Source organism: Tautonia marina, assembly GCF_009177065.1.
GTDB lineage: Bacteria > Planctomycetota > Planctomycetia > Isosphaerales > Isosphaeraceae > Tautonia > Tautonia marina.
The window spans coordinates 1-23,910 of the sequence record NZ_WEZF01000012.1 but is presented as its reverse complement, the minus strand read 5'-3'; the positions used below and the strand labels follow the sequence as shown (position 1 = coordinate 23,910).

18 protein-coding genes and 1 pseudogene are annotated in these 23,910 nt (G+C 61.9%); 12 read left to right on the top strand and 7 right to left on the bottom strand.

Annotation, left to right across the window (positions count from 1 at the left end; translation table 11 throughout):
• Positions 1-267: 267 nt before the first annotated feature.
• Entirely contained in the window at positions 268-549 is a 282-nt protein-coding gene (locus tag GA615_RS15295; protein ID WP_152052183.1) for a hypothetical protein, read from the bottom strand.
• A 7-nt stretch (positions 550-556) separates the two neighbouring features.
• Here GA615_RS15295 and GA615_RS15290 point away from each other — a divergent pair, with 7 nt between their 5' ends.
• Positions 557-775: a hypothetical protein gene (locus GA615_RS15290; RefSeq protein ID WP_152052182.1), complete on the top strand. Its 219-nt coding sequence runs from the start codon at positions 557-559 to the stop codon at positions 773-775.
• 195 nt (positions 776-970) lie between these two features.
• On the opposite strand, the gene GA615_RS15285 is transcribed toward GA615_RS15290, so the two are convergent.
• Positions 971-2,020 carry a N(4)-(beta-N-acetylglucosaminyl)-L-asparaginase gene (locus GA615_RS15285; RefSeq protein WP_152052181.1) on the bottom strand — a complete coding sequence of 350 codons (1,050 nt, stop codon included), beginning with the start codon at positions 2,018-2,020 and terminating at the stop codon, positions 971-973.
• Between the two features lie 285 nt (positions 2,021-2,305).
• Between GA615_RS15285 and GA615_RS15280 the strand changes: the two genes are divergently transcribed.
• The 5 genes from GA615_RS15280 (at position 2,306) to GA615_RS15260 (ending at position 10,786) form a co-directional block, all read left to right on the top strand.
• Entirely contained in the window at positions 2,306-3,010 is a 705-nt protein-coding gene (locus GA615_RS15280; protein ID WP_235905470.1) for a HEAT repeat domain-containing protein, read from the top strand.
• A gap of 131 nt (positions 3,011-3,141) precedes the next feature.
• A complete protein-coding gene (locus tag GA615_RS15275) occupies positions 3,142-5,625 on the top strand; it encodes an endonuclease MutS2 (protein WP_235905469.1) in 2,484 nt (827 codons plus the stop codon).
• Positions 5,626-5,720: 95 nt separating this feature from the next.
• On the top strand, positions 5,721-9,089 hold the full coding sequence (locus tag GA615_RS15270; RefSeq protein ID WP_152052180.1) for a GAP1-M domain-containing protein: 3,369 nt from the start codon (positions 5,721-5,723) through the stop codon (positions 9,087-9,089).
• A gap of 111 nt (positions 9,090-9,200) precedes the next feature.
• Complete coding sequence (locus GA615_RS15265) at positions 9,201-10,199, top strand: ROK family protein (protein WP_152052179.1); 999 nt, start codon at positions 9,201-9,203, stop codon at positions 10,197-10,199.
• Between the two features lie 290 nt (positions 10,200-10,489).
• The gene (locus tag GA615_RS15260) at positions 10,490-10,786 is read left to right on the top strand and encodes a hypothetical protein (protein WP_152052178.1); all 297 of its coding nucleotides are present in this window, start codon (positions 10,490-10,492) and stop codon (positions 10,784-10,786) included.
• A 25-nt stretch (positions 10,787-10,811) separates the two neighbouring features.
• On the opposite strand, the gene GA615_RS15255 is transcribed toward GA615_RS15260, so the two are convergent.
• The 3 genes from GA615_RS15255 to mnmG all read right to left on the bottom strand — a co-directional run bounded on the left by GA615_RS15255 (position 10,812) and on the right by mnmG (position 15,479).
• Positions 10,812-12,230 carry a histidine kinase dimerization/phospho-acceptor domain-containing protein gene (locus GA615_RS15255; protein ID WP_152052177.1) on the bottom strand — a complete coding sequence of 473 codons (1,419 nt, stop codon included), beginning with the start codon at positions 12,228-12,230 and terminating at the stop codon, positions 10,812-10,814.
• 367 nt (positions 12,231-12,597) lie between these two features.
• Entirely contained in the window at positions 12,598-13,179 is a 582-nt protein-coding gene (locus GA615_RS15250; RefSeq protein WP_152052176.1) for a response regulator, read from the bottom strand.
• Between the two features lie 362 nt (positions 13,180-13,541).
• Positions 13,542-15,479 (bottom strand): tRNA uridine-5-carboxymethylaminomethyl(34) synthesis enzyme MnmG, encoded by a 1,938-nt coding sequence (gene mnmG, locus GA615_RS15245; RefSeq protein ID WP_152052175.1) that lies wholly within the window; start codon positions 15,477-15,479, stop codon positions 13,542-13,544.
• 1,421 nt (positions 15,480-16,900) lie between these two features.
• Between mnmG and folD the strand changes: the two genes are divergently transcribed.
• From folD to tpx, 3 genes are all read left to right on the top strand, one after another.
• A complete protein-coding gene (folD, locus tag GA615_RS15240; protein ID WP_152052174.1) occupies positions 16,901-17,770 on the top strand; it encodes a bifunctional methylenetetrahydrofolate dehydrogenase/methenyltetrahydrofolate cyclohydrolase FolD in 870 nt (289 codons plus the stop codon).
• Positions 17,771-17,906: 136 nt separating this feature from the next.
• Positions 17,907-18,737, top strand: a complete 831-nt coding sequence (locus tag GA615_RS15235) for a sugar phosphate isomerase/epimerase family protein (RefSeq protein ID WP_152052173.1) — start codon at positions 17,907-17,909, stop codon at positions 18,735-18,737.
• A 68-nt stretch (positions 18,738-18,805) separates the two neighbouring features.
• Entirely contained in the window at positions 18,806-19,345 is a 540-nt protein-coding gene (gene tpx, locus GA615_RS15230; RefSeq protein ID WP_152052172.1) for a thiol peroxidase, read from the top strand.
• A 93-nt stretch (positions 19,346-19,438) separates the two neighbouring features.
• Here tpx and GA615_RS15225 read toward each other — a convergent pair whose 3' ends face one another.
• A complete protein-coding gene (locus tag GA615_RS15225; RefSeq protein WP_161602355.1) occupies positions 19,439-20,059 on the bottom strand; it encodes a hypothetical protein in 621 nt (206 codons plus the stop codon).
• Positions 20,060-20,324: 265 nt separating this feature from the next.
• Between GA615_RS15225 and GA615_RS15220 the strand changes: the two genes are divergently transcribed.
• The 3 genes from GA615_RS15220 (at position 20,325) to GA615_RS15210 (ending at position 23,174) form a co-directional block, all read left to right on the top strand.
• Positions 20,325-21,599, top strand: a complete 1,275-nt coding sequence (locus GA615_RS15220; protein ID WP_152052170.1) for a hypothetical protein — start codon at positions 20,325-20,327, stop codon at positions 21,597-21,599.
• A 3-nt stretch (positions 21,600-21,602) separates the two neighbouring features.
• Positions 21,603-22,382: a nucleotide exchange factor GrpE gene (locus GA615_RS15215; RefSeq protein WP_152052169.1), complete on the top strand. Its 780-nt coding sequence runs from the start codon at positions 21,603-21,605 to the stop codon at positions 22,380-22,382.
• Positions 22,383-22,508: 126 nt separating this feature from the next.
• Positions 22,509-23,174, top strand: coding sequence for a protocatechuate 3,4-dioxygenase (locus GA615_RS15210; protein ID WP_235905468.1), 666 nt, complete (start codon positions 22,509-22,511; stop codon positions 23,172-23,174).
• Between the two features lie 133 nt (positions 23,175-23,307).
• Here the strand turns inward: GA615_RS15210 and GA615_RS27530 are convergent.
• A pseudogene (locus GA615_RS27530) lies at positions 23,308-23,910 on the bottom strand (hypothetical protein); the annotation flags it as partial.

The window sequence follows — 23,910 nt, the reverse complement described above, 5'->3', positions numbered from 1 at the left end:
TTTACGAACGGTGAAGAACCAGGATGACGTTTTTCAATGGACAGTTCCCCTCCAGGATTCCGAGTCATACTCAGGAAAAACCAAGGGATTTTAATGACTGTGTCAGAATTCTAAAGAACATCAACTGAATGAAATCAAAATTCACAAAAACAATCGCAAATTGAATCGATTTGATCAAATTGTTGCCGATTGGCTGGAACACCTGAGAAAACCGGCTTCCTTGCTCCTTCGCTGTCTTCACAGGCGTGTTATATTTCGCTAAGAAAATCACTGCAAAGGCCGGTGGACCGGTTCCGGCCAGTCGGTTCCTTTCCACTGAGGGTGTGAGACGATGGCGGCGAAGAAGACCGGGACGGCGGCGAAGAAGACAACCGCGACCAAGAAGAAGACCACGGCGGCTCCGGCAAAACCAAAGGTTGCGAAGACTCGTCCTGCAACGGCTCGGAAGGCGGCCGCCCCCAAGGCGTCGAAGACTCCCGCCAAGGCAGCCGCCCCAGCGTCTTCGGCGACGGCTGCGAAGACGAAACCTGCCCCCAAGGCAGCAACCAAGAAGCCTTTGAAACTCACGGACGCTCAGGAGAAAATCCTTCGCCAGATCGAGGCCGCTGGTGAGCCTGGCTACACGCCAGCCCAGAAGACGGAGCTGAGATCGATCGACAAGCTCCGAGAATTGAAGCTCGTCAAGCGAGGTGCAAAGGACAAGGAGACCGGCAATACTCCCTTCCTCACGACTGCCGCGGGGAAGAAGCATCTCACCGCCTCGACCTCCGCATGATTGATCAGCGCTGCTTCGCCGCATGAGCAGGGGATCCTTCGACCTCCCTGTTCATGCGGTCGAGTACCGAGTTGTTTATCTTATTGATTGCGAGAAGTCGTCGCCGGTTCCTGGCGACTGGTGGGTTCTCTTGCAATCGGAAGGGATGGTCAGCCCGATTGATCGAACAACCTTCGCTGCCCTGTCGTCTTGGCCTTACCGGTCATAGAGTGCGGCACAATCGACGAGTCTGGCGGAGTCACCGTCGTGAACCGCCATCCGGGCTCCCGACCAGATCGAAGCACCTCCGAAGCTCCCGTCCTTGCGAACACAGTAGAACGTTACGTCAAAATTTGGACGTCCCTGGTCGTCTCGAAGTTTCGGGTTGAGGTTCGTTCTGGCGATCTGCTTGCACGCTTCGAGCGCGGCGTCTTGTGGTGCCTTGCCGGCTCGCAGGGCCTCGACAATGCGAAGGCTTGAGCAATTGAGGAGGTTGGCTTCACCTCGTCCGGTGGAACCAGCCGAGCCGAACTCGTTGTCCAGATAGAGCCCGGCCCCCAGAATCGGTGAATCTCCCACCCGACCTGGAATCTTGAAAGACAGCCCCGACGTGGTTGTCACGCAACCAAGATTGCCGTGCGTATCCAGCGCCGAGCAGTGGATGGTCCCAGTCTCTCGAATCCCGAAGAACTGTCGGACAACGGGATCGACCTGATCGTCGGAAGGCGGAAATCGATCGTCGCGATCGCTCAGCGTCTCCTTCCAGTGCAGCCAGATCTTGCGAGACTCCTCGGTCAGCAGGTTCACCTCGGGGAACCCGTGCATCCGGGCAAAGCGGAGCGCTCCCTCACCCACCAGCAGGCAGTGATCGGTGCGTTGCATCACCATCCGAGCCACGGCGGCCGGGTGCATGATGTTTTGAAGTGACGCCACTGCCCCCCCGTTGGCCGTGGGGCCATGCATCACGGCTGCGTCAAGTTCCACCACGCCGTCCTCGTTCGGTAGGCCGCCATAGCCTACGCTTCGATCGTTTGGGTCGGCTTCCACGATCGCCACCCCTTCAATCGCCGCATCGAGCGGATCCGCACCGGCGAGGATCAAATCCATCGCTTTCGTGACCGTCTGCAAGCCATTGGCGCTGGCAACAACGACCGGTTTTCCCTTCCCAACCTGGCGTCGTGGGGCTGCACCGATCCCCAGGGTTGCAGCGCAAAGTCCAGTGACTCCAGCCGAAAGCAGGGTCCGGCGATCAATCGGTTCCATCATGAGAACGAACTCCATCCAAGGACCGAGAAGGACGAGGGTGAGTGCGAACTGGCCGTGGGAGAGGTCGGCCTGAGCGGCTGAGCATACCGAGGCCGCCAGCCTCGAACCACCAGCCAAGTCGCCCATCTCGTCCCGAGCTGACCTTGACCCTGAACCGATCCCCGATCATGATCCCGGGCCGATGATCCCGGCCGACCGGTTCGGACACCCTTGGATGGCCACCTCGTGACCGTTCTCGGTCCCCTCCCGACTCGATCCTCCGCAATCGCGGTGGGAGCCCCGTTCATGGAAGGTCAGAACCTCCCAATGATTCCGACGCTCCACCGGTCCCTGGCGACGAAGCTGGTCTGTCTGGTCGTCATGGTTTCCGGGTGTGGTGGGGTCGGGTTTCTCGGAACGACCGCATCGAGCTTCCTCCGGCATGTCCAGGAAAGCGACAATCCGAACGTGCGGTACGCTGCGTTCACGAAGCTCGCCGATCCCAGTTGTTACAGTGATGAGAGCCAGAAGACCGAAGCAGTCGGCGTGCTCGTGGCAGCGCTAGAGGGAGGGAAAGAATCGGTTGCGACCCAGGCGGCCATCTGCCGAACCCTCGGAGCGCTGAACCGTCCCGAAGCGCTCACGGTTCTCCGCAAGACCGCACTGGCCGACGATCCGATCGTTCGGACCGAAGCCTGCCGCGCGCTCGGCAAGATTGGCACGATCGAAGACGCCACGCTCCTGGCTCGCGTCATGACGACCGATGTCAGCCGAGACTGCCGCGTGGCCGCGATCGAGGCCCTGGGAGACCTGGCACCCGAGGATCCCCGCATCGGCCTGACACTCGTTGAAGGCATGCGCAACCCTGACCCCGCCATCCGGGCCGCAAGCTACCAGACCCTCAAGCAGATCACAGGGCAGGACCTCGGTTTCGAGATCAGCCGATGGGAAGAACTCGCCCACGCTCGTCTCAACGAAACGCAGCCGCCCGATATTCAGACTGCTCCCTGATCCCTCGACTCGTCTGGCAGATCGTTGCCGCTTCGTGCGACAATCAATCCGGGTCATGCATCATCCGACTCCGATGAGGTGACCCGAATCGAGCCGAACCTGCTCTGATCGGGCTGTGTCGTTGAGGGATCATGGATACGCATACGCTGGAGCTTCTCGAATTCGACCGCGTCCGATCACTGGTCGCTTCCTACGCGGCGTCTCCCCTCGGCCGGACTGCCGCCCTGGCTCTCCAACCCAGTCTCGAACTGGGCGAGGTGCGTCAGCAGCAGGCGCTGACAACCGAGATGACCGACGCCCTCTCGGCCGGACTCACCCCTCCGCTCGCCGGATTGCTCGATGTTCGCAGCGCGGTTCGGCGATCGGCCATCGGCGCGACCCTGGCGGCGGAGGAACTGGCCGAGATTGCCTCCTCGCTGCGGATCATCGCCGAGGTCGATCGTTACCTCGTCCGCGTTGGTGATTCGTTCCCGAGACTCGGCGCCTTGAAGCAAGACATCGGCGAGTTCTCCGGCCTCGCCAACGCCATCGACGGCTGTCTCGACGCCCGAGGTCGCGTACTCGACACCGCAAGTCGTCGCCTTTCTGAGATCCGTCGGGAGATTGCCGGGGTCGAGGAGCGCATTCAGGAAACGCTCCGTCGGATGCTCCGATCCCCTGAGATCCGCCGCATCCTCCGCTACCCGAATTTCACGGTCGTCGGCCAGCACTACGTCCTCCCGGTCTCCAGAGACTTCCGAGGAGAACTCAAGGGGTCGGTCCACCGGACCAGCGCCAGCAACGAGACCGTCTACATCGAGCCGCAAGCCGTGGCCGAGCAATCGGCCCAGCTCTCCTATCTTCGGGCCAAGGAGACGAAGGAGGTTCGTCGCATTCTCCGGTGGCTCAGCGCCCAGGTCGGTCAGGTCGCCGACCCGCTCACGTCCACCTTCGAGGTGATGGCGACGCTCGACCTCGTTCTCTGCCGAGGACGCTACAGCCTCGACTACCGAATGACCCCTCCCGACCTGAATACCGAGGGCCGGATTCTCTTGCGAGGGGCCCGCCATCCGATCCTCGAACACCTCTTTCGAGAGGAAGCCCGGCGACTCCGTGCCGAGGCCGAGGCAGGTCGTTTCAGCGAGCAAGAGACCTCGATCGACGCCTCGATCGAGCCGGAACCAACCGCAACAGACTCGCCCGATGCGCCATCGGCCGATCGAGCCTTCTCCGTTGGCTTTCATCAGATGCCGGTCGGTTCCCGGCCCCAGCCACCCGAGCTTCCGGCGTCGTTCCGCGGTTTCCACCAGCTTCCCGTCGGTTCGCGGCCGGCCCCCTGGGTCGATCCGAACCAGGAGTTCGACCGATCCCTGTTCCAGCCTCCCGTCGGTCAGACATTGGTTCCCGAGGTGTCGGAGGTCGAACCCGGCGAGCTTCCCGACACGGACGAGCGAACGGAAGATCAAGACGAAGCGACCCGTCTGAGAGGCGGCTTGTCCGGTCGTCCCCTCGAACAACGCAGACGAGAACGCAGCGAATCGTCACCAGCCCTTCAGCCGGGCGATTCGTTGTCCCTCCCGTCCGATTCCAGTCGATCCCGCCCCGACTTCCCGTCCCGATCGGTCGTTCCCATCGACGTCCATCTTGGCTTTCAGTTCAACATCCTCGTGATCACCGGGCCGAACACCGGCGGCAAGACGGTGGCGATCAAGACCGTCGGTTTGCTGGCGATCATGGCCCAGTGCGGCCTGCACATTCCGGCCAATCAGGGCTCGCAGCTTTCCCTGCTCGATGACGTACTGGCCGACATTGGCGACGAGCAAAGCCTGGAGCAATCCCTCTCGACCTTCTCCTCGCACGTCCGCCGGATCACGGAAATTTTCTCTCGAGCCACCGAACGCTCACTGATCTTGCTGGACGAACTGGGCGCCGGCACCGATCCGGCCGAAGGGGCCGCCCTCGGGCGTGCCATTCTCGACGAAATCGACCAGATCGGCTGCCGAGCGATTGTGACCACCCACATCGGCGACCTGAAGACCTACGCCTTCTCCAACCCTCACGCCGAGAACGCCGCCGTCGAGTTCGACATCGAAACGCTTCGACCTCGCTATCGTGTCCACATCGGCGACATTGGCGCGTCCAACGCCTTGCAGATTGCTCGACGCCTGGCCATGCCCGCTCATCTCGTCGATCGTGCCGCTCGCTACATCGAACGGTCCCGAGACGAAGGGCAGGGCTCCCCCGAATGGGAGGTCGTGCAACGCCTCCGATTCGAGGCCGAGCAGGCCCGTCAGGAGGCGATGGCTCAGCAGGCCGAGGCTGAACGAACCCGCGCTGCCCTCTCCCAGAAACTCGCCGACCTCCAGTCCCAGGCCGAACAAGATGCCCGACTTGCCGAGGCCCGCGCCCGGCTCCAGCCGGGAGATCGCGTCGTCGTGCCTCGGCTGGGTTACGATCGCCCCGGTCGGGTCGTCCGGATCGAAGCCCGGAAGAACAAGGCCGTCGTGGCGATTGGTCAGATGAACTGGGATGTCACGGTTGATGAGTTGATTCCCCAGGTCATCAAGACCCCCGAGGCACCTTCGGCATCACCGGCTCGGACCTCTTCCGCTCGTGGGAAATCCCGATTCGAGTGATCGTACTTGGTCTCACTGGGGCCTTCCGCGTTGCTTGCCTGGGATGATCTTTTCCCGAACACCCAGCCTCGTCACGAGGACGCGTCGAATCGGTTATGATGGAGCGTGTCCTCACCTGTGAGACGAGTCGATGGGGCCGGGGCCGGATGGAGCAGATCTACTACACACAATGCCCGATTGGTTACGGCCTCGGCGCGAGCAACGGTTTTCAGATCAAGCGGCTCGGTTCCGGCTATCCTCCCTCGGGAGATGTGCGACACCTCGCGCTACGGCCCTTCCTGCCCGGCTCTAACGGGAAGCAACTCGCCCCCGGAACCCTTCGCTACCGTCGCGTTGGGACCCTCACGGAAGTGGCCTGGCTCGAACCTCGTTCCCGAGAATACGAAACGGAGCGCGGCCAGTGGGGGCGCCCTGGAGGCTACTTCGCTCATGGCCTTCGCCTGGACCCTTCGGAATTTGAGTCGATTGCCTGCTGGCCTGCCGGCCTCTACGGCCAACCCTGCTGGCGACGCTCGGACCCCGAACCTAGCCGAGGCCGTCGGCCCGACGATCTCTCTCTTGGTCCCGACGATCTGATCACTTCCCCCGACCTGCCTCACGTTGCCCCGCTGCTCGACCTTGATTCCGAAACACTGGCCGCCTTACTCGCTCGGGTGGCCGAGGCAGTTCGGACCGGTCGCACGCTCGTTCTGATGGATGACCCGCATCGCCTGGGGCCCCGTATTGCCGCCCTGACCTTTGCGTTTCCTGCCGTACTCCGCACCGAGCTGACCTTCTCGACCTATCACGACCGACCCGAGGAACTCAGCGGCTTCCGGATTCACGGAACCGTCCCCGCCACTCAGAACACCCGTAGCTTGCTCGCCAGCCTTGGCCCGGTGGTGGATCTCACGACGGATCGGAACGACTCGACCTCACCCACGCCTCCAAACTGGGCGCGCTCTCTGGCCTCCTGGTTTTTGTCTCACGACCCGCGAAGCGTCGAGAACTGGACCCTGACCGATTCCCGAGCGCGACAAGCTCAACGCCCGTACGATCCCTCGGTCCTCTGGTCCGACGCCTGGCTTGATGCCCTGATCGGGCTGGCCGAAGCTGCTCGATCACCCGTTGCACCTCCTACAACGCCGGCGCAATGGCAAGCGTTTGCCCGACAGGTTGCATGGACCGTGCAGGTCGGCCTCTCGGCAGAATTTCCCGAAGCTCGCCAACCCGACTGGTGGCGTCCCCTGGTGCGAGACGCCAGCCGCGACCCTTCCGCACGCGATGCCTTCTGGCTCCTGCTCCTCTCTTCTGAAACCTGGGTCGACAGAACCACAACCGAAGCAACCCTCTGGGGAGCGATCACCGCGTATTTCTGGGTCCGCGAGTCCTCGATCCATCGTGAGCAGCGGCTCAACGCAATCGTCCAGCGGATCACGTCCACGGAACTCCTCGCTCGATTCCTGGACGGGCTGATTCGAACCGTGCCCTCGGATTTCGGTCAGTTTGCCCTCAACTGGATGGAACGTCGATCGACGATCGATCCTCGTGTCCTCCTGCCGCTCCAGGCCCGAAACGCCGTCGGACTGGTGCTGGATCGAGGCCAAACGAAAGCCTTCGAACACGTTCTGCACCAGGCCATGCGCTTCGGCGAGACCCTGCCAATCGTTCTCGACCTCATCGCCGACGAGGCCGGGCGCCTTGGAAAAACCGCGTCCATTTCCTCGCTGCTTGCGGATCAAATGGAACCAGCCGACCTCGACGCCCGTGCTCGATTCGAAACCTGGGCGCTGGAGCGACGTGTCGAGGGGCAGGGGGAGTGGATCGCCTCCGCCCTGATTCGTCTCATTGCGGAGGACCATCTCCGGGACCAAGGTGAAACACTCCGCGATCGCATCCCTCCCAGGTTGCTCCCGGTTCTGGCCGAAAGTCTTCTCGAAGTGGCCGACCGTGACGACGCGAACCCCGACGCGTTTCCCTGGGCGATCGAACACCTCGTACTCGGGCTTCCAGAGACGGACCGGGCGGCCATCGAGCCGATCTGGGCCGAGCGCTATCTTCAACGTATCGGTTCGCCACTCGACCTCGCATTGAGCCTCCGCCAGGCGCCGATGACCCTTTCTGCGTGGCTGGCATCCGCTCGTGCCCGAATTCCCTTCACTCCGGCCTCGATCGCCTTGAGCGACGATGCCCAGCACCTTGTCCGTTTCCTTGACGAGGGGGACCTCCTGCCCGAAGAGTCTCTTCTTCGCCGACTTCCCGCAACGGACCGAGCTCCCTTGCTCGACCTGATGATTGATCGTCTGGCCGAGGAGCAGTTTCAACCCGCTCGGCCGATTCTGGAGCGATGCGGGCGCTGCTGGCCCGGAGCCTTTGACCCAGGCGCGGCAGGGATTGAACTGCTCGTGAAGCCGATCGCGGATCTCCTCCTGCAGTTTCTTCCCGATCCGGCGCTCTGGATCGAGTCCCAAGACCAGGTTTTCGAGTGGCTTGGATTGAGCCCAGGGCTTGATCAGCACCTTCGGCATGCCGGACTTGCGTCATTGATCGTTGCCGAAACCACCCGCATCACGGCGGATTTGAATGCCGCCTGGAGTCTCCGGGCCGCGCTGCTTCGCCATCCTCGCCTGGCATCGACCCTCGTTGAGGATCTCGGTCGTGACCTCCATGCCGTTCGGCCCGCCCGATCGATCGAGGTCGCTCGCCGTTGGACTCTCTCCCTGGATAAGGGAGAATTTACGGATCGATTCTTCGAGGTCCTCCTGAACGCCTGCGATGGACCGAGGCTCGCGGTCATCGTACCGGAATACTCCGCCGAACTCTGGACGCTCAGGTCTCTTGCATGGTGGTCTGCTCCACCTTGCGAGTCTCATGCGTTTGACCTCCGCGAAGGGTTCGCCCAGCTCATCCCGATGGCCCCGCTGAAGGACCTCCGGACTCGGTCGTACATCGAGGCCTGGTTGTTTCAACGCAAGCCGAGCGAATCGGCGCTCTCCATTCGAGAAGAGCATCTGCCCCCGTTACTCCCGGAGCCCGACCCGGATGACCCACTCGTTTCGCCAAGTGAGCTGTCGCTCGGCCTTTCCGAGCTTGCGACCATTCGCTGGCAGTGTGTCGTTGCCCTGACCGAATTTCACTGGGAAGGAAAAACGTCCGACGCGCGATGGAAGGATCTCATGCGGTGGCGAAACGCCGATCCTTCGAGTACCGCGCCGCCCGTTTCGCGGCTCAACCTTGACGATCGGTATGCCTTCGTCGCCTGGGTGGTCATGGCCCTTGACCCTCCGGTCGACAACGATTACGCCCTGGAATCGCTGGCTCGATGGATGACCAGGGAACTCGGGATGCGATCACGCGGCCGGATTGTCGAGTGCCTCGACCAGATTGCCGCTCACGGGATTGTGGTTCCCGCCGATCGCGTTCGACTCGCGCAGGACCTGGCCCATCAGATCAGGTTTCAACTCGATGATGAATTCAGCAATTGAACCGGAACCGGGGTGGCCACTTTCCCGAAGTGCCCGACCCTGGTACTTCATCAGGTTAAGACACCGCGATGTCGCGATGCGGGGCCAACGAGCAACCACGGAGCGGAAACGATGACAACGCACACCGAAGGGCCGCTGGTCCTGGGAATCGACCTTGGGGGAACCAAGATCCTGGCCGGAGTGGTAGACGCCGAGCACCGGATTCTCGGGCGGGCCAAGGAAGTAACCCCCGCCCGTGAAGGTGGGGCCGCACTTCAAGACGCCCTGATCGAAGCCGGACGCAACGCCCTGGCCGCTGCCGGTCTGGAGCCCTCCGACATCGCTGCACTGGGGATCGGTTCGCCCGGTCCCCTTGATGTCGAGGCGGGTGTCATCCGATCCAGTCCGAATCTCAATGTCGTCGATTTCCCCTTGAAGGACACCCTCCACCAGGCCTTCGGCGTTCCCGTCGCGGTTCAGAACGATGTCCGCGTCGGCGGCTATGGCGAATTCAAGCTCGGCGCGGGGCGAGGCTATCGCGACATCGTGGCCGCCTTCATCGGGACCGGAATCGGTGGCTGCTTGATCCGAGACGGGGCGATTGTCTCCGGAGTCACGAACAACGCCGGCGAGATCGGCCACCTGATCGTCAAGGCGAATGGTCCCAAGTGTGGTTGCGGCCGTCGCGGTTGCCTCGAAGCCGTCGCCAGCCGGACCGCCATCACCCGACGCATCCACAAGGCCATCAAGAAAGGTGCCTCAACCCCGCTGCGAGACGTTGTCCGCAACAAGAACTCTCGGCTCAAGAGCAAGGAACTCTCCAACGCCTATCGCTCTGGTGATCCCGTCGCCGTACACGAGGTCGAGCGGGCCGCGCGATTCATCGGCCTGGCCCTCGGCGGCCTGATCAACGTTCTCGGTCCCGAGATCGTCATCATCGGAGGCGGCGTGACTGAGGCACTCGGTTCTCCCTTCGTCGAGCTGGTCCGTAACGCAGCCCGAGGCCAGGCGATGGCCGACCCCGACCGCCGCGTCCACATCGAACAGGCCGAACTCGGAGACGACGCCGGGGTCCTCGGGGCCTCGTTGATCGCCCGGGAACGCTACCTTTCCGCCCCCACCTTGACATGATGGCTCAAGAACGTATAGGTGCCTTCATGGAATGAATGGCCTCCGACGTTGCTTAAACGATTGCGCCGAAGCCTGGGGGATGAGGTCAATAGACCGCGATCCCCCAGCTCGCCAAATTGCCTATTTTTCCAAAAGAGGTGGTCTTGTCCTGAAACACGCCGTAGAATTGAAGTGACAACTCGATAGGATCGTCGGTCGCAGGAGGTCCTTCGGACGGAGCGCCGCCGAAGGGATGGGAACCGCAGTTGCCGTTCTGGCAGTCCCCTTGGTTCCTTCGAGAGATTGCGACGATGAAACGAGGCCCGAATCGGCATCGCGCCAAGTTCGAACGGCTCCGCCGTCATCTCGACATCTGCCTTCATCCAGACAAGCCGCGACGCCACCGGACGCGATCCGCGAGGTATGCGGCTGCGCTGGCGGAACAGCTGGGATTGATCACCCGGCCGAAGGTCTGTACGTGGTGTCGGAGACGACAGCGGTTGCAACGCCACCACTGGAGTTATGAGGAACCCTTGAACGTGACCTTCCTTTGCTCGGACTGCCACGAGATTGCCGATCAGATGGTGTGGGGCACCCTTATCGCCTGAGGTGTCCTGGTCTCGGTAAGTGGGCTCAGCTCGCATCCCTCCGTTCGAGCCGTTGCTGAGCGGGCAGTTCCGCCCAATGCTCCGGATCGATCGGTAGTTCGATTCGGGTCAAGGTTCCTCCCTCGTCCGGGACGTGCCAGGACAGAGAGCCCCCGACCGCTTGAAGAAAACGAGCCACCCGAGGAAGTCCAAGCCCTAGTCCCCTCCCGGCCTGACGGCCACAGTAAAACGGATCGAGGACGTGAACCGATCGATCCTCATCGAGCCCGATTCCCTGGTCCTTCACGGTCCAGACGACGGTTCGATGATCGCCCAGCGACTCCACGAGCACTCGCCCTCCCTCGGAAGTGGCCTCCAGGGCGTTCCGGATCAGGGCCTCCGCCAGATGCCGAAGTGCTTCTGGATCGGTCGAAACCGTGGAGCCTGGTTCTGGAGTCCGACACGACAGACGGATTTTCCGAGTCAACGCCTCGGTGGTGAGATCCTCGACAACGCTCCGGAGGATCTGATCCGGCACGCAAGGAATTTCTCTGGGGGCCGGAGGTCGAGCAATGTAGATCAGGTCCCTGAGAATTTGATGAGCCCGTCTTGCCTGCGTGATGATCGTCTGAAGCGCGCTCCGATGTTCGGGATCCGAGGTCCGAGCCTGGAGCAATTGAGCTCGTCCCGCGATGATCGCCAGTGGGTTATTCAACTCGTGAGCGGCCCCGGCGGCGAACTCGGCCATGGCGTCGAGCGTGGAGGAGGCGTGCAGCGGAAGTCGTTCCGGAGCGGGAGGTTCCCAACGAGCGATGACGGCTTGGAAGCGTTCCGTAAGTTCGGCGAGCTCCGCGTCGAGTTGGTCGGCCCTCAGACGCTGATCCAGGACCTCGCCGAGCAACTGGTGAGAGGGCAGCGGCTCGGTGGCTTGACCGAGTCCTCCCGCACATCGCGCCTGGACTGCGGCCATGAGCCATCGCCGTTGAAGGTCGGTGGGGGTGGGATCGAGATCGAGATGAGGGCCGGGGAGTGCCCAGGGGGTCCGCATCGCCCAGCTTCGACCAAGCCGCACCCATCGCAGGTGAACCGGGTCGTGCGCGGCCTCGATGGGAGGCTCGGTCGCCAGCCCCGCGAACAGCACGGCGTCGCTCAACTCGGGAGGACATCCCCAACGCGTTGCGAGGTGGAACCCGAAGGCGGCGGAGTGACGGCCGAACCAGCGGGTCTCCAGCTGCTTCCGGTCCCCCTCGTGTTCGGTGGCCATCCAGTCCGAGAGCCGATCGGGAGCGACGGCTGCCAGGGCCCAGAGTGCCAGCGGATGAAGCAACCCAGCCCGACCGACAGCCTCAGGGTCGGGGTCGCCACCCTCGGCCGCCAGTCGATGCGATGCCAGGGACGTGGCGACACAGAATCGCCAGAGGCGTTCGCGAGCCTCCGAGCCAGGAGGCTCGGTGTCGGTCCACAAGGGCCATTCCCGCCGTTGTGCTCGCCAGAACACAGAACCCGAAGTCGATCTGAGCAGAGCATCGCCGGGATCGACGCATGCCTCAAGTTTCGAGATGTGTGAATCTGTTTGGCTTTCGGAGCGTAGGCGAGTAAGGCCCTTCAGTGACGTTGGGCGGATTGGAAGGCCATCGAGGCGTTCCAATCGACTCCGGAGCGAGTCGAGTGAATCAGAGGTCGGTCGAAACCCTTGCACCCGATCGGGCTCCTTCCCGAGGGGCCGGCAGGAGGGCCCGGCCCGGCGATCGTGACACCGCGTCGTGCGGCTGTCGAGTGAGCGTAGGATGTTTGGCGATTCCGGTCAAGCGGAGCCGGAGCCGCTTCGGCGATCAGGATTCTCGGGACGCCTCGATGTCGAGCAGCTTGCAAATGCGACGAAGCAGCTCATCGACGTCGAGCGGTTTGGACATGAAGTCGTCGGCGCCAGACTCGTGCAGCTCGCCGATCTTGTCTTCCTCGATCATGCCTGAGATGCAGAAAATCTTGATGTCCGACATCGAAGGGTCGCGGCGCACCAGTTCGCAGACGGCCTTGCCGTTGATGTCCGGGAGCATGATGTCGAGGACCATCAGATCGGGATGGTACTCCTTGGCCATCATCCCCGCACCGAAGCCGTTATCGACGTCCTTGACCTCGAAGCGGCCGTCGGCCAGCAAGGCATCTTTGATGATCTGGACGACCTCGGGTTCGTCATCCACCACCAAGATCCGTCGTCGGCCGCTTTCCAGGGCGTCGGTCGGGATGTTGTTGTCCTTCATGAAGCGATACAGGGCATCGCGCGGGATGCGACGAAATCGTGACCCGGGCACGCGGAAGCCCTTGAGCTGACCGGAGTCGAAGCAGCGGATGATCGTCTGCTGACTCACCTTGCAGATCTTCGCGGCCTCACCGGTGGTAAAAACGGTTTTCATCGTCGGGATCGCCCCCTTGACACGAGCCCCAGGCAACTTTCCGGCTCGACCTTACAGACCAGACCTCCCGTCCGGTTTGCAATGGTCCCCTCGCCGGGCGCCCTCGACTCCTCCCTGATCACGGACTCGCCCGCAACAACGACGCCGAAACCTCGGCTCCGAGATTCGATCCCCGACCCGACTGGCGGCGACGGGTTTCACTTCACGGAACCCAACGATCCCGCAAAGCTGGTCAAAACTCTCGATATTGCCGAATTTACCGACATCGCCAATTATAAGATAGGTCCTGGTTCTGTCAACCCAGAGAAGACAACGTGAAGAGGAGGACTCGAAGGCCCCAGGTCAACCCTGGGGGGCAGGGACTATGGGAGGGGCACGCGCTCATCAGTGGTCGGGGACTCGGCGGTGGACGATCCGTCGACGGGGGCCGGGGTGGTCGGGCGGTGAGGGCGGGTGCCGAGGTCCGACGGGGCTCGGCGCTTCAGGAAGACGACAAGTGTCGAGAGGTCGGCCGGGTTCAGGCCGCTGATGCGAGACGCTTGTCCGATGGACCGGGGGCGGACCCGTCGGAGTTTTTCCCTCGCTTCGTGCCGAAGTTGGGGGATGCGGTCGTAATCGAAATCACTGGGAATCGCCTTGTCTTCCAGGCGGCGAACCTTCTCGATTTCCTGGGCCTGTCGAGCAATGTAGCCCCCGTACTTCGCCTCGATGGTCGCCTGTTCCACGGCTCCGGTGCCGTCGGCGTCGAACGCGGAGAGGCTCGGGTGAAGGGTTTTCAGATCGTCCCAGGAGACGTCGGTGCGCCGCAGCATCTGCTCCAGTGAGACCCCATCGACTCGAACCGAGCGGAGTTGATCTCGAAGGGCTTCGATCCGATCCCGACGGCGGACAAAGCGCGACCAGCGATCATCGTCGACGAGCCCGAGCCGACGGGCGAGGTCGGTCAGGCGGAGATCGGCGTTGTCGTGTCGGAGGAGGAGGCGATACTCGGCGCGGCTGGTAAACATGCGGTAGGGCTCATCGACCCCCTTGGTCACGAGGTCGTCGATGAGGACGCCGATGTACGCCTGGGTCCGGTCGAGGATCAGGGGTTCGTCTCCGGTACAGGCCAGGGCGGCATTGATACCGGCGACGATCCCCTGAGCGGCGGCTTCCTCGTAACCGGTCGTGCCGTTGATCTGCCCGGCGAAGTAAAGACCGGGAACGCGCTTGGTTTCGAGGGTGGGATGAAGCTGGGTCGGCGGGGCGAAGTCGTATTCGACGGCGTAGCCGAACCGCATAATCTCGGCCCGTTCCAGGCCGGGAATCTGCGGGATGATGGCCTCCTGAACGTCTCTCGGGAGGCTCGTCGAGATGCCGTTACAGTAGTATTCGAGGGTTTGCCGCCCCTCGGGTTCGAGAAAGATCTGGTGCTGCTCGCGGTCGGCGAAGCGAACGACCTTGTCTTCGATTGAGGGGCAGTAGCGCGGCCCGGTACTCTGGATCTGACCGGAATACATGGGAGCCCGGTGCAAGTTCTCCCGGATGAGGTCGTGAACGGCCGGATTGGTGTAGGTCAGGTGGCAGTCGAGCTGCGGGGACTCGATGCGATCGGTGAGAAAGGAAAAGGGAATCGGTTCGGGATCGCCCGGCTGGGGTTCGAGCGCGGCGAAGTCGATCGTTCGACCGTTCAGGCGGGGAGGGGTGCCGGTCTTGAACCGCTGCAGTTCGAAGCCGAGTTCTCGGAGGTTCCCCGAGAGTCCTTCGGCGGAAACGTCGCCGGCCCGGCCGCCGGCGGTCTGCTGCTCGCCGGTGTGCATGAGCGCCTTGAGAAAAGTCCCGGTCGTGACGACGACCGCGCGACCATGGTAGATCGCTCCGCCTCGGACCCGGACCCCAGCGGCTCGGCCCGATTCGACCACGACCCCCTCGACCATCTCTTGCCGGAGGGTCAGGCCCGCCTGGCGTTCGACCATGAGCTTGGCGGCGATCTGATAGGCTTTTTTGTCGCACTGAGCGCGGGGGCTATGCATGGCAGGCCCCTTGCCGCGATTGAGGAGGCGGAACTGGAGTCCCGCGGCGTCGGTGAGCAGCCCCATCGCCCCACCGAGGGCATCGACCTCGCGCGCAATCTGTCCCTTGGCGACGCCGCCGATGGCCGGATTGCAACTCATTTGGCCGACGCCGTCGGCGTTGATCGTCAAGAGGACCGTTCGCCTGCCCATTCGAGCCGAGGCGAGGGCGGCTTCGAGTCCGGCATGACCGGCCCCAATGACGACGACGTCGTAACGGTAGGGATCGAGACGTTCGAGGTCAGACATCGCAGTGGCAGGGACTCAAGGGAGTGGATCGAGGAATCGTCCGAACGGTTGAGTCAGGACACGGGGAGACGGTTTCCGCAGTGTTCGAGGGAACTGGCTACCCGTCTTATCTTACCAAGGGATCGCGGAACGGTTTTCGTGAATTGAGACAGCGAGGTGATTCCTGTGCCAACAGACGACTGTTCGGCCAGGATTCGCTGCAAGGTGCGCCTCCCGGTGCGCCCTCGGGGCGCCTTGAGGTGCGCCAGGGTGAGCGTCTCAGGATTCGGCGTAACGTCATGAATTCTCAAGAATTTGTGAGCAGTCGAGTTCGTTTGTTTCGGGGGACGTTCTTGGGGTTGCGTAATCGATTGTTGGCAAGAATTCCAGGGTGCTGAGAGGCCGGAAGGGTTGAGGACGGGGGCGTTTGAGGAACCTGTTTGGGGAAGATGAGGGGCTTGGTGCGCAGGAGTGACTTTCCTTGGATCAGCCGCGGTGCGCTCACTGTGCGCCTGTCGGTGCGCCTCCGGTGCGCCTCCGGTGCGCTTGATTGTTCTTGGGCGTCGTCTTTCAACCTGTTGTCGTCAAGGAGGTTGTGGAGATTCGTGTCGGTTCGTTTCGTCAAACGGCAGGAGTGTTGTCGGGGGCTGGGGATCGGGCCCACGCGCTCGAGGGCGGGGCGAAGTGCCTGGAGCGTCCGTATGCGGTAGTCCGTCGCACGAGGATGTGGGGGCGGCACCGAATCGAGCCAAGGGTGCGCCAACCGGTGCGCGCGAGGTGCGCTCGATTCTCGCTGGGAGCGATGTTCCAAGTGGTTCAAGAGACAGCGCTTCGCGTGATTCATCTCGGTTCGTTCCGTCAAACGGGTGGTGTTCCGAAGCGTTGGGTGTTCGAGAGTGAGGTTTCGATTATCGTGGTGCGTCTGAACTGGGATGAAGGTTGAGAAACCGGAGGGGCGAACGGGTCGTGTTGGGACAAGGTGCGGCTCGGGAGAATCGCGCATCTCTCACATCATCGTGGAAATGAGGAGCAATAGTCAGGAAAAGTTGATCCAATCGGTGGAGATTCGGCGAGGGGTCGCCGGAACGGGGAGGGGGGGATATACTCGGCCCTTGACCTGAGGGAGGACGGGGAGCGCGAGAGATCGACCCCTGATCGCTCCGCAATCGCATCGCGGAGGGGGATTGCGCTCCGAGGAACTCCGCTGCGCATTCCTCGCCAAGGCTGAGAGGCGTTGCGTCGTCGGCTCGGTCGGACCAGGAACCCTGGCAGTTGCGGCGACGAGCCGTCACTCTTGGGGCCTCCAGACGATTGAACGCTCGACGAGGGGAACTCGGCCCATCGGGGGCCTTTTGGGGACAATCCACAGGACAATCGAGTGAGTTCACCGTGGCGAGCCGGGCCGATCGGCGGAGTCGGGTGAAGGGATGGGAGCGAGAGTGGTGCCGGCGCAGATCCTCGATGGGAAAGAGACGGCCCGAGCGATTCGCCTCGAACTTCGAGATCGGGTGGCGGTGCTTCGGGAACAGCGGGGGAAGGTGCCCGGCCTGACGGCGGTGCTGGTCGGGGATGATCCGGCCAGTGCGATCTATGTCAGAAACAAGGAGAAGGCGGCGCGAGAGGTGGGAATGGAGGGGACCGTCCATCGCCTCCCGTCCGCAACGAGTGAAGAGAAACTGCTGGCGGTCGTCGATCGGCTGAACGACGACCCGGCGGTGGATGGGATTCTCGTGCAGTTGCCCTTGCCCAATCAGATTGACCCGAACCGGGTGATCGACCGGGTGAGCCCGAGCAAGGACGTGGACGGGTTTCACCCGGAAAACGTCGGCCTGCTGGCGATCGGTCGGCCGAGGTTCGCGTCGTGTACGCCGCTGGGGGTTGTTGAACTGCTGCGCCGGCACGGAATCGAGACGAAGGGTAAACGAGCGGTGGTGCTAGGAAGGTCGAACATTGTCGGCAAGCCGATGGCACTGCTGTTGCTCCAGAAGGGTGCGTTCGGCGACGCGACGGTCACGGTCTGCCACTCGGCCAGCCAGGAGATTTCGGAGATCGTTCGAGAGGCGGACGTGCTGATCGCGGCGGTCGGGCGGCCCGAGTTTGTCCGGGGAGACTGGATCAAGCCGGGGGCGGTGGTGGTAGACGTGGGGATTCACCGGAAGGAGGACGGCAGCCTTTGCGGCGATGTCGTGTTCGACGAGGCCGCCGAGGTGGCCTCGTGGATCTCGCCGGTTCCGGGAGGAGTCGGCCCCATGACCATCGCGATGCTGCTGGCCAACACGGTTGCCTCGGCAGAGCAATCGGCGGGGGTGTGACGCAAGCTCATCGGGCAATGGGGGGAATCGAGCCGTCCCGGAGTGACGGAATCGACTCACCGCGACTGACTCTTCGTTGTTGATCGGACGCCATCATTCGATCGAATTCTCTTTCTCATCGGAACAGGACAACGCAATGATTCGATTTGGCATTTGCAATGAGTTGTTCGAAGGATGGGACCTGGCACGGACCTGTGCCGAGGTCAAGTCGATCGGGTACGAAGGGATCGAGCTGGCCCCCTTCACGCTGGCCCCCTTGATCACCATGTTGGGAAAGGATCGCCGCGCCGAAATTCGCCGAACGATCGCCGATGCGGGTCTCGAAACGATCGGCCTGCACTGGCTCCTGGCCAAGACGGAAGGCTATCACCTGACCAGTCCCGATCCGACGGTACGGTTCAACACGATCGATTATCTGAAGGTCTTGATCGAAGCGACGAAGGACATGGGCGGTTCGGTGATGGTCTTCGGATCGCCGAAGCAGCGAGACATTGCGATGGACGTCTCGCGGGAAGACGGCGAGCGATTCGCGGTCGAGGTGCTTCAGGCGGTGACCGACGACCTGGAGGCGCACGGCGTCGAGCTGTGCATGGAGCCGCTCACGAGCGAGGAAACGAACTTCTTGACGAGCATTGACGAGACGCGGGCGTTGATCGAACGGGTGGGGCATCCGAAGGTCACGCTGCACCTGGACGTCAAGGCGATGTCGAGCGATCCGGGCGGGACGGTTCCCGACTTGATCCGGCAGCATGCCCCGTATGCCGGTCACTTCCATGCCAACGACCCGAATCTGAGAGGGCCGGGCATGGGAGCAACGGACTTCGGCCCGATCATGAAGGCGCTGGTGGACTCGGGATACGATCGCTGGGTTTCGGTTGAGGTGTTTGACTTCACCCCCGGCGCTGAGGAAACCGCGCGTCAGAGCCTCGATTGCCTCCGGCGAACGCTGGCGGCAGCTCAGGGGTGACGTGATCATGGTTCGGTGGAATCATGACCCAATCGAGATGAGAATCCGTGGGATGGGAGAATTGACCGATGGCAGCAACGCGCAGCGGCGAAGTGACGATGAAGGGCAACCCGATCGACCTGGTGGGGCCCCGCCTGAACGTGGGAGACTCGGCTCCTGAGTTTTCTTGCGTGACGAAGGGAGCGTCGGGTCTGGAAGTGGTGACGTTGAAGGAGACGAGCGGCAAGGCCCGGCTGTTCAGCGTCGTGCCGTCGCTAGACACCCCGGTTTGCAACACGCAAACCCGGACCCTGTCGAGCACCTTGAAAGAGCTGGGGGACAAGGTCGCCGCGTACACGATCAGCACCGACCTGCCGTTTGCCATGGCCCGCTTCTGCGATGAGGCGCAGATCGGGAACATGACGAACCTTTCCGACCTGCATAACCAGAGCTTCGGTACGCATTACGGCGTTCTGATGTCCGGAGTTCCGGTCCCGTTGCTGGCAAGGGCGTTGTTTGTGGTCGATCCGAACGGAACGATCACGCATGTGGAATATGTGAAGGAAGTGGCCAGCGAGCCGGATTACGCTCCTGCGATCGAGGCGCTGAAGAAGGCGGCCGGCGTTTGAGGTGACCGCTCGGGTTCGACGACGGTGCGAAACGGGACTGCCGATCGTGAGGGATCGGCGGTCCTTACGCATCGAACGGGGCTCGTCGGGGGATCAGGGAGCCGGCTCGGCGTTGGTCCAGTAGGACGAATCGGAGTGCATGCCGCAGGGGTCGGGATGACCTTTGGGCCAGGTCTGGTACTGGATGGTGGTTCCCTCGATCTCGATGTGGACCCGGCAATCGGGGGCACAGAGCAGGGCGGAGTCGGCATCGAGCTTGCGATAGACGAGTGATCGACCATTGGCATCGCCGCGATGGGGCAGCGGGTCGTCGGAGCGTTGCAAGGCATCGTCGAACAGGACGGGCATGCGGCCGCGCTCGCTGAAATCGTCAACGATCAGTTGGGCCACGCGCATCAGGTGGGTTCGTTGGCGAGCGGCAGCGGCTTCTTCACTTTCGAGCGCCATGCTCGCGAGGAGTCCCATCGAGAGGGCGGGAGCAAGGACGAAGAGGATCACGATTCGGCCGGTGGAGCGGGTGTCGGGAAGGCGTCGGAGCAGCGGGAGCCAGCAGATCAAGGCGACGGTGAGCATGAACGCCGAGACAAAGAAGAGCATGCCCAATACGAGTTGATCGGACACCAGATACGTGCCGTCGAACCGAATCGAGGCACCGGCCGCGACCAAAGTGACGCTCAGGGTGATCCAGGCGGCAAGGGGAAAGCGACGCAGCATGAGGACCGAAGGGCGATTCAAAGGCCCAGTCCGGAGCAAGAGGAATTGAGCGGATACCTTCAGATCTTAGTCCCGACAGACTTCGATGAACAGCCGATCTCGATCGAGGCGTGAACGGCTGGGGGAATTCCGGGAGGTTCACCGATCTTCATCGGGGTGGTCTGGACCGTTGAATGCACCAGGCAATTCAGCGACGATGGATTGATTGCCCGGTGATCGCGAGGTCGCCGGTCAGGCCCCTTGGCTCTGTCGTCCGAGTCTGCCGATGCCACTGGACCTGTTGACTCGACTTGATCCGCTTCGGCGCGTGCAGTGCCCGTTCTGCTTTGAGCGGTTCGCGGCCTTCGAACTGCATCTAAAATGTGAGAGTTCCGTCTGCGAAACCGATTTTGGTCGGCAGGTCGAGGACCCGATTCTGACGAAAACGTTCTTCGGGCCGAACGCCGACTCGATGGTTCGGAGTCCGTGGTGGGTCGATCCGAGGCGAGACGAGCGTCGGGGCGTTCGTCGCCTGATGGACTGGATGATCTTGCCGGGATCACTGGATTGTCCCCAGTGTGGTCGAGCGACCGATTGCCGATTGTGTCCGCGATGTCATCAACGAATGCCCGAGGCGGCGATCGCCAGGAGGTCAGGGCACTTAACGATTTTCGGGCCGCAATCGGTGGGAAAAACGACCTTCATGACGGTCGTGCTGCATGAGCTGAATCAGCATGTCGGCCCCGAACGAGGCTTGCTGCTGGAGCCAATCGACGAGGAGGTGCGGCGGCGCTATCGTCAGGAGTACCAGGACGTGACCTACGGGTCGGCGATGGAGGGGGTTGGGGTCGGTCAGTGGGGAGAGGTCACTCGGCAGGCTCACATGCCAACGCCCCCTCTTGAGATGAACCGGCGCGTGTTGCAGCCGCTCGTGTATCGGGTGAAACGCCGAGGCAAGGGGGGGGCCGAGCCCTTGCTCTCGTTTTCGGACATGGCGGGTGAAGACTGGGAGATGAACTTCTCGGTCCTTCGTCGCGAAGCGGGTCACCTGATTCAGCGAGCCAAGGGACTGCTCTTGCTGATTGATCCGATGCGATTGCCGCAGGTCGCGTCCGATCCTCGGCTTCGTCTGACCCCGAAAGAGGCGATCGCCCCGCCGGCCGACTATCGCGAAGACCTTTCGAAACTCGCCAGCTTTTTCGAACGGACTCCGGTTCGCGTACCGCTGGCGATCTGCCTGAACAAGCTGGACCGCTGGGGGCCTCTGATGGCACCTGGCACCGCGCTGCACGAGGTGGCGGCGTCGGTTCCGGGAGCGAAGGCCGACCAGCCGAGTGACCAGCTTGTTCATGACGAGGTTCAGGCGGCCATGAGGCGATGGGATCAGATGTCGTTTTTGGAACATTTGAGCATTGACTTTCCCCGTCATCGGTTTTTTGCGTGCTCCGCACTGGGGGATGCCGCCGGAGCCGAGGACGACGCGGCTCAGCCACTGCCGACTCCGTTGCTGGTCGAACGGCCGCTGCTCTGGTTGCTTCGGCAACAAGGGTTGATTCGCTGATCAATGCCGACCTATTGGAGCCGTACCCTTTTCATTGATGAGCAGATGATGAACGACCCGTCTCATCCCGATGATCCCGAGCGTCCCCCTGAGTCCGAAATCGAGACCGAGGACGAGCCGACCCCGTCCGGAGAGCCCGAGGCGGTTGAGGTTGCCGTGATCGTGGCGGCCTCAGCCTATCAGGTGGTGGACACCTGGGATCAACCGACCGACGACGTGATTGGCCCTGAGCCGACCGAGACTCAGGATCCGACGGTGGACGTGATGGCTCCGGTCCTCGATGCCATCGCGCAGCTCGGCGGACGGATTGAGAAGCTCCAGGCCGTGGTGGACCGGGAGTTCCGGGCGGAATCGAGTCGGGAAAAGGTGGTGGATCGGCTCCACGGAGAGTTGCAGGAGTACAAGAACGATCTGCTGTTGAAGATCACCAAGCCCATCTTTATCGACCTGATTCAGCTCCATGACGACCTGGGGAAGATGGCCGAGGCCGTTGGTGAGGAGCGTGAGATCCGATTGCTCCGAGACGTGCAGCAAGGGCTCGAAGACATTCTCTATCGTCAGGGGGTCGAGCCATTCCGAACCGAGGACGACACGTTCGAACCTCGGCGGCAACGGGCGGTTTCGACGGTGGCAACCGATCATCCGGAGCAAGCCAAGCGCATCGCCGCTCGGCTCCGACCGGGATTTTCGATGGGAGAGAAAATGATTCGGCCGGAACTGGTTTCGGTGTTCGCCTTGAACCGATCGTCCTCTGGTTCGGGGTCATCCGACGAGCATCGCTGATCGTTCTCCGAATTGGAGCCTGCTCGATGAGCCGATCGTCCGCTGCTTGACGCTGTCTATTGGTAGGAGCTTCCCGTTTATTCCCCGATCGTGGGAACCGTGTTTTTGTCTGACAGGAGGGCTGAGATGGGATCATGGGAGAATCGTCGAATCGATCGACGGCAGATGATCGGTGGGCTTTCGTTCGGCGCGGCCATGTTCATGACGCGAGGGGCCTTCGCGGAGGAGCTGGTCCGCACGCCTCCGCAGACCGAAGGGCCGTTTTATCCGAACCAGCTCCCGCTGGATACGGACAACGATCTGTTGATCATCAACGACGAGATCACGCCGGCCGTCGGTGAGGTCACACACCTTTCGGGGCGTATTCTCGATGCGTCGGGATCGCCCGTACGGAATGCCCTGGTCGAGATCTGGCAGGTCGATGCTCACGGAGCCTATCTGCACACCGGCAGCGCGAACCGCTCCGATCGGGACGCCCATTTCCAGGGGTTCGGCCGCTTCCTGACCGGCTCGGACGGGTCCTATTACTTCCGAACGATCAAGCCGGTTCCCTATCCCGGCCGCACGCCTCATATCCATTTCAAAATTTGGAACGGCCGCACGCCACTGCTCACCACCCAGTGCTACGTCAACGGACACCCAGGCAATGAACGTGACGGCATTCTGCGACGGATCACCGATCCGGCAGATCGCCACGCGGTTCTGGTCGATTTCAAGCCGATCGAAGGTTCTCGGATCGGTGAACTGGAGGCGCGGTTCGACGTGGTGCTGGGGATGACCCCCGAGGGGTAACGTCTCGACTGGGGTACGGTGCCTGCGAATTTAGGAGAGGAATGAAGGACGCTTGGTTCGGCATCCTTAGGGTGCCAAGGAGCTATTCATTCCTCTCTGCAGGCTGGAATGATTCCTATGTCAACCAACTTTATTAAGTTTCGCTTAATTCGGTGCTTGATAACGCTTCGAGTTCTTCGCCATTATTCGGAGGGGGAGCCGACAGTTTAGGCTTTGCTTGTTGGTTTGTGTAGAAAATAACAGTATCGACCAGCTTTGATTCGTGTTTATAGATGTCAGTTATCGTTTCGATTGGGAACTTTTCTTCGTTTCGCTGGGAATCGAAAAGACCTATATACTTCTGTGAATAATTGAATCTTAATCGGCAAATCGGCTTGCGATTGTTGTCGTCAAGTAGGACTCCGCAATAGCTTTTGGTGTCGCGAATAACGATCCGCTGAGGATTAACGTGTTTTGAGAGAATTGCCCGGACGATATGGTAACCTTCGAGTTCCTCTTCAGTAGTTACGATTTCTTCATCACCCTCCTGGCAATCGAGACTGCGGGAGTCCGGGACTGTTTCAGATGCACGAGGCTCGACTCCGTCGAGAGCGGTTTGGATTCGTTGTTGGACCATTTCTTTGATAAAATCACGAAAGGCATCCCCAACGAGTTGAGTAAATTGCTGTTTGACATTCGTGGTTATCGACCCGTTGTATACCTGCTTTGTGAAAAGGCGAACGAACTCGTCTGAAGG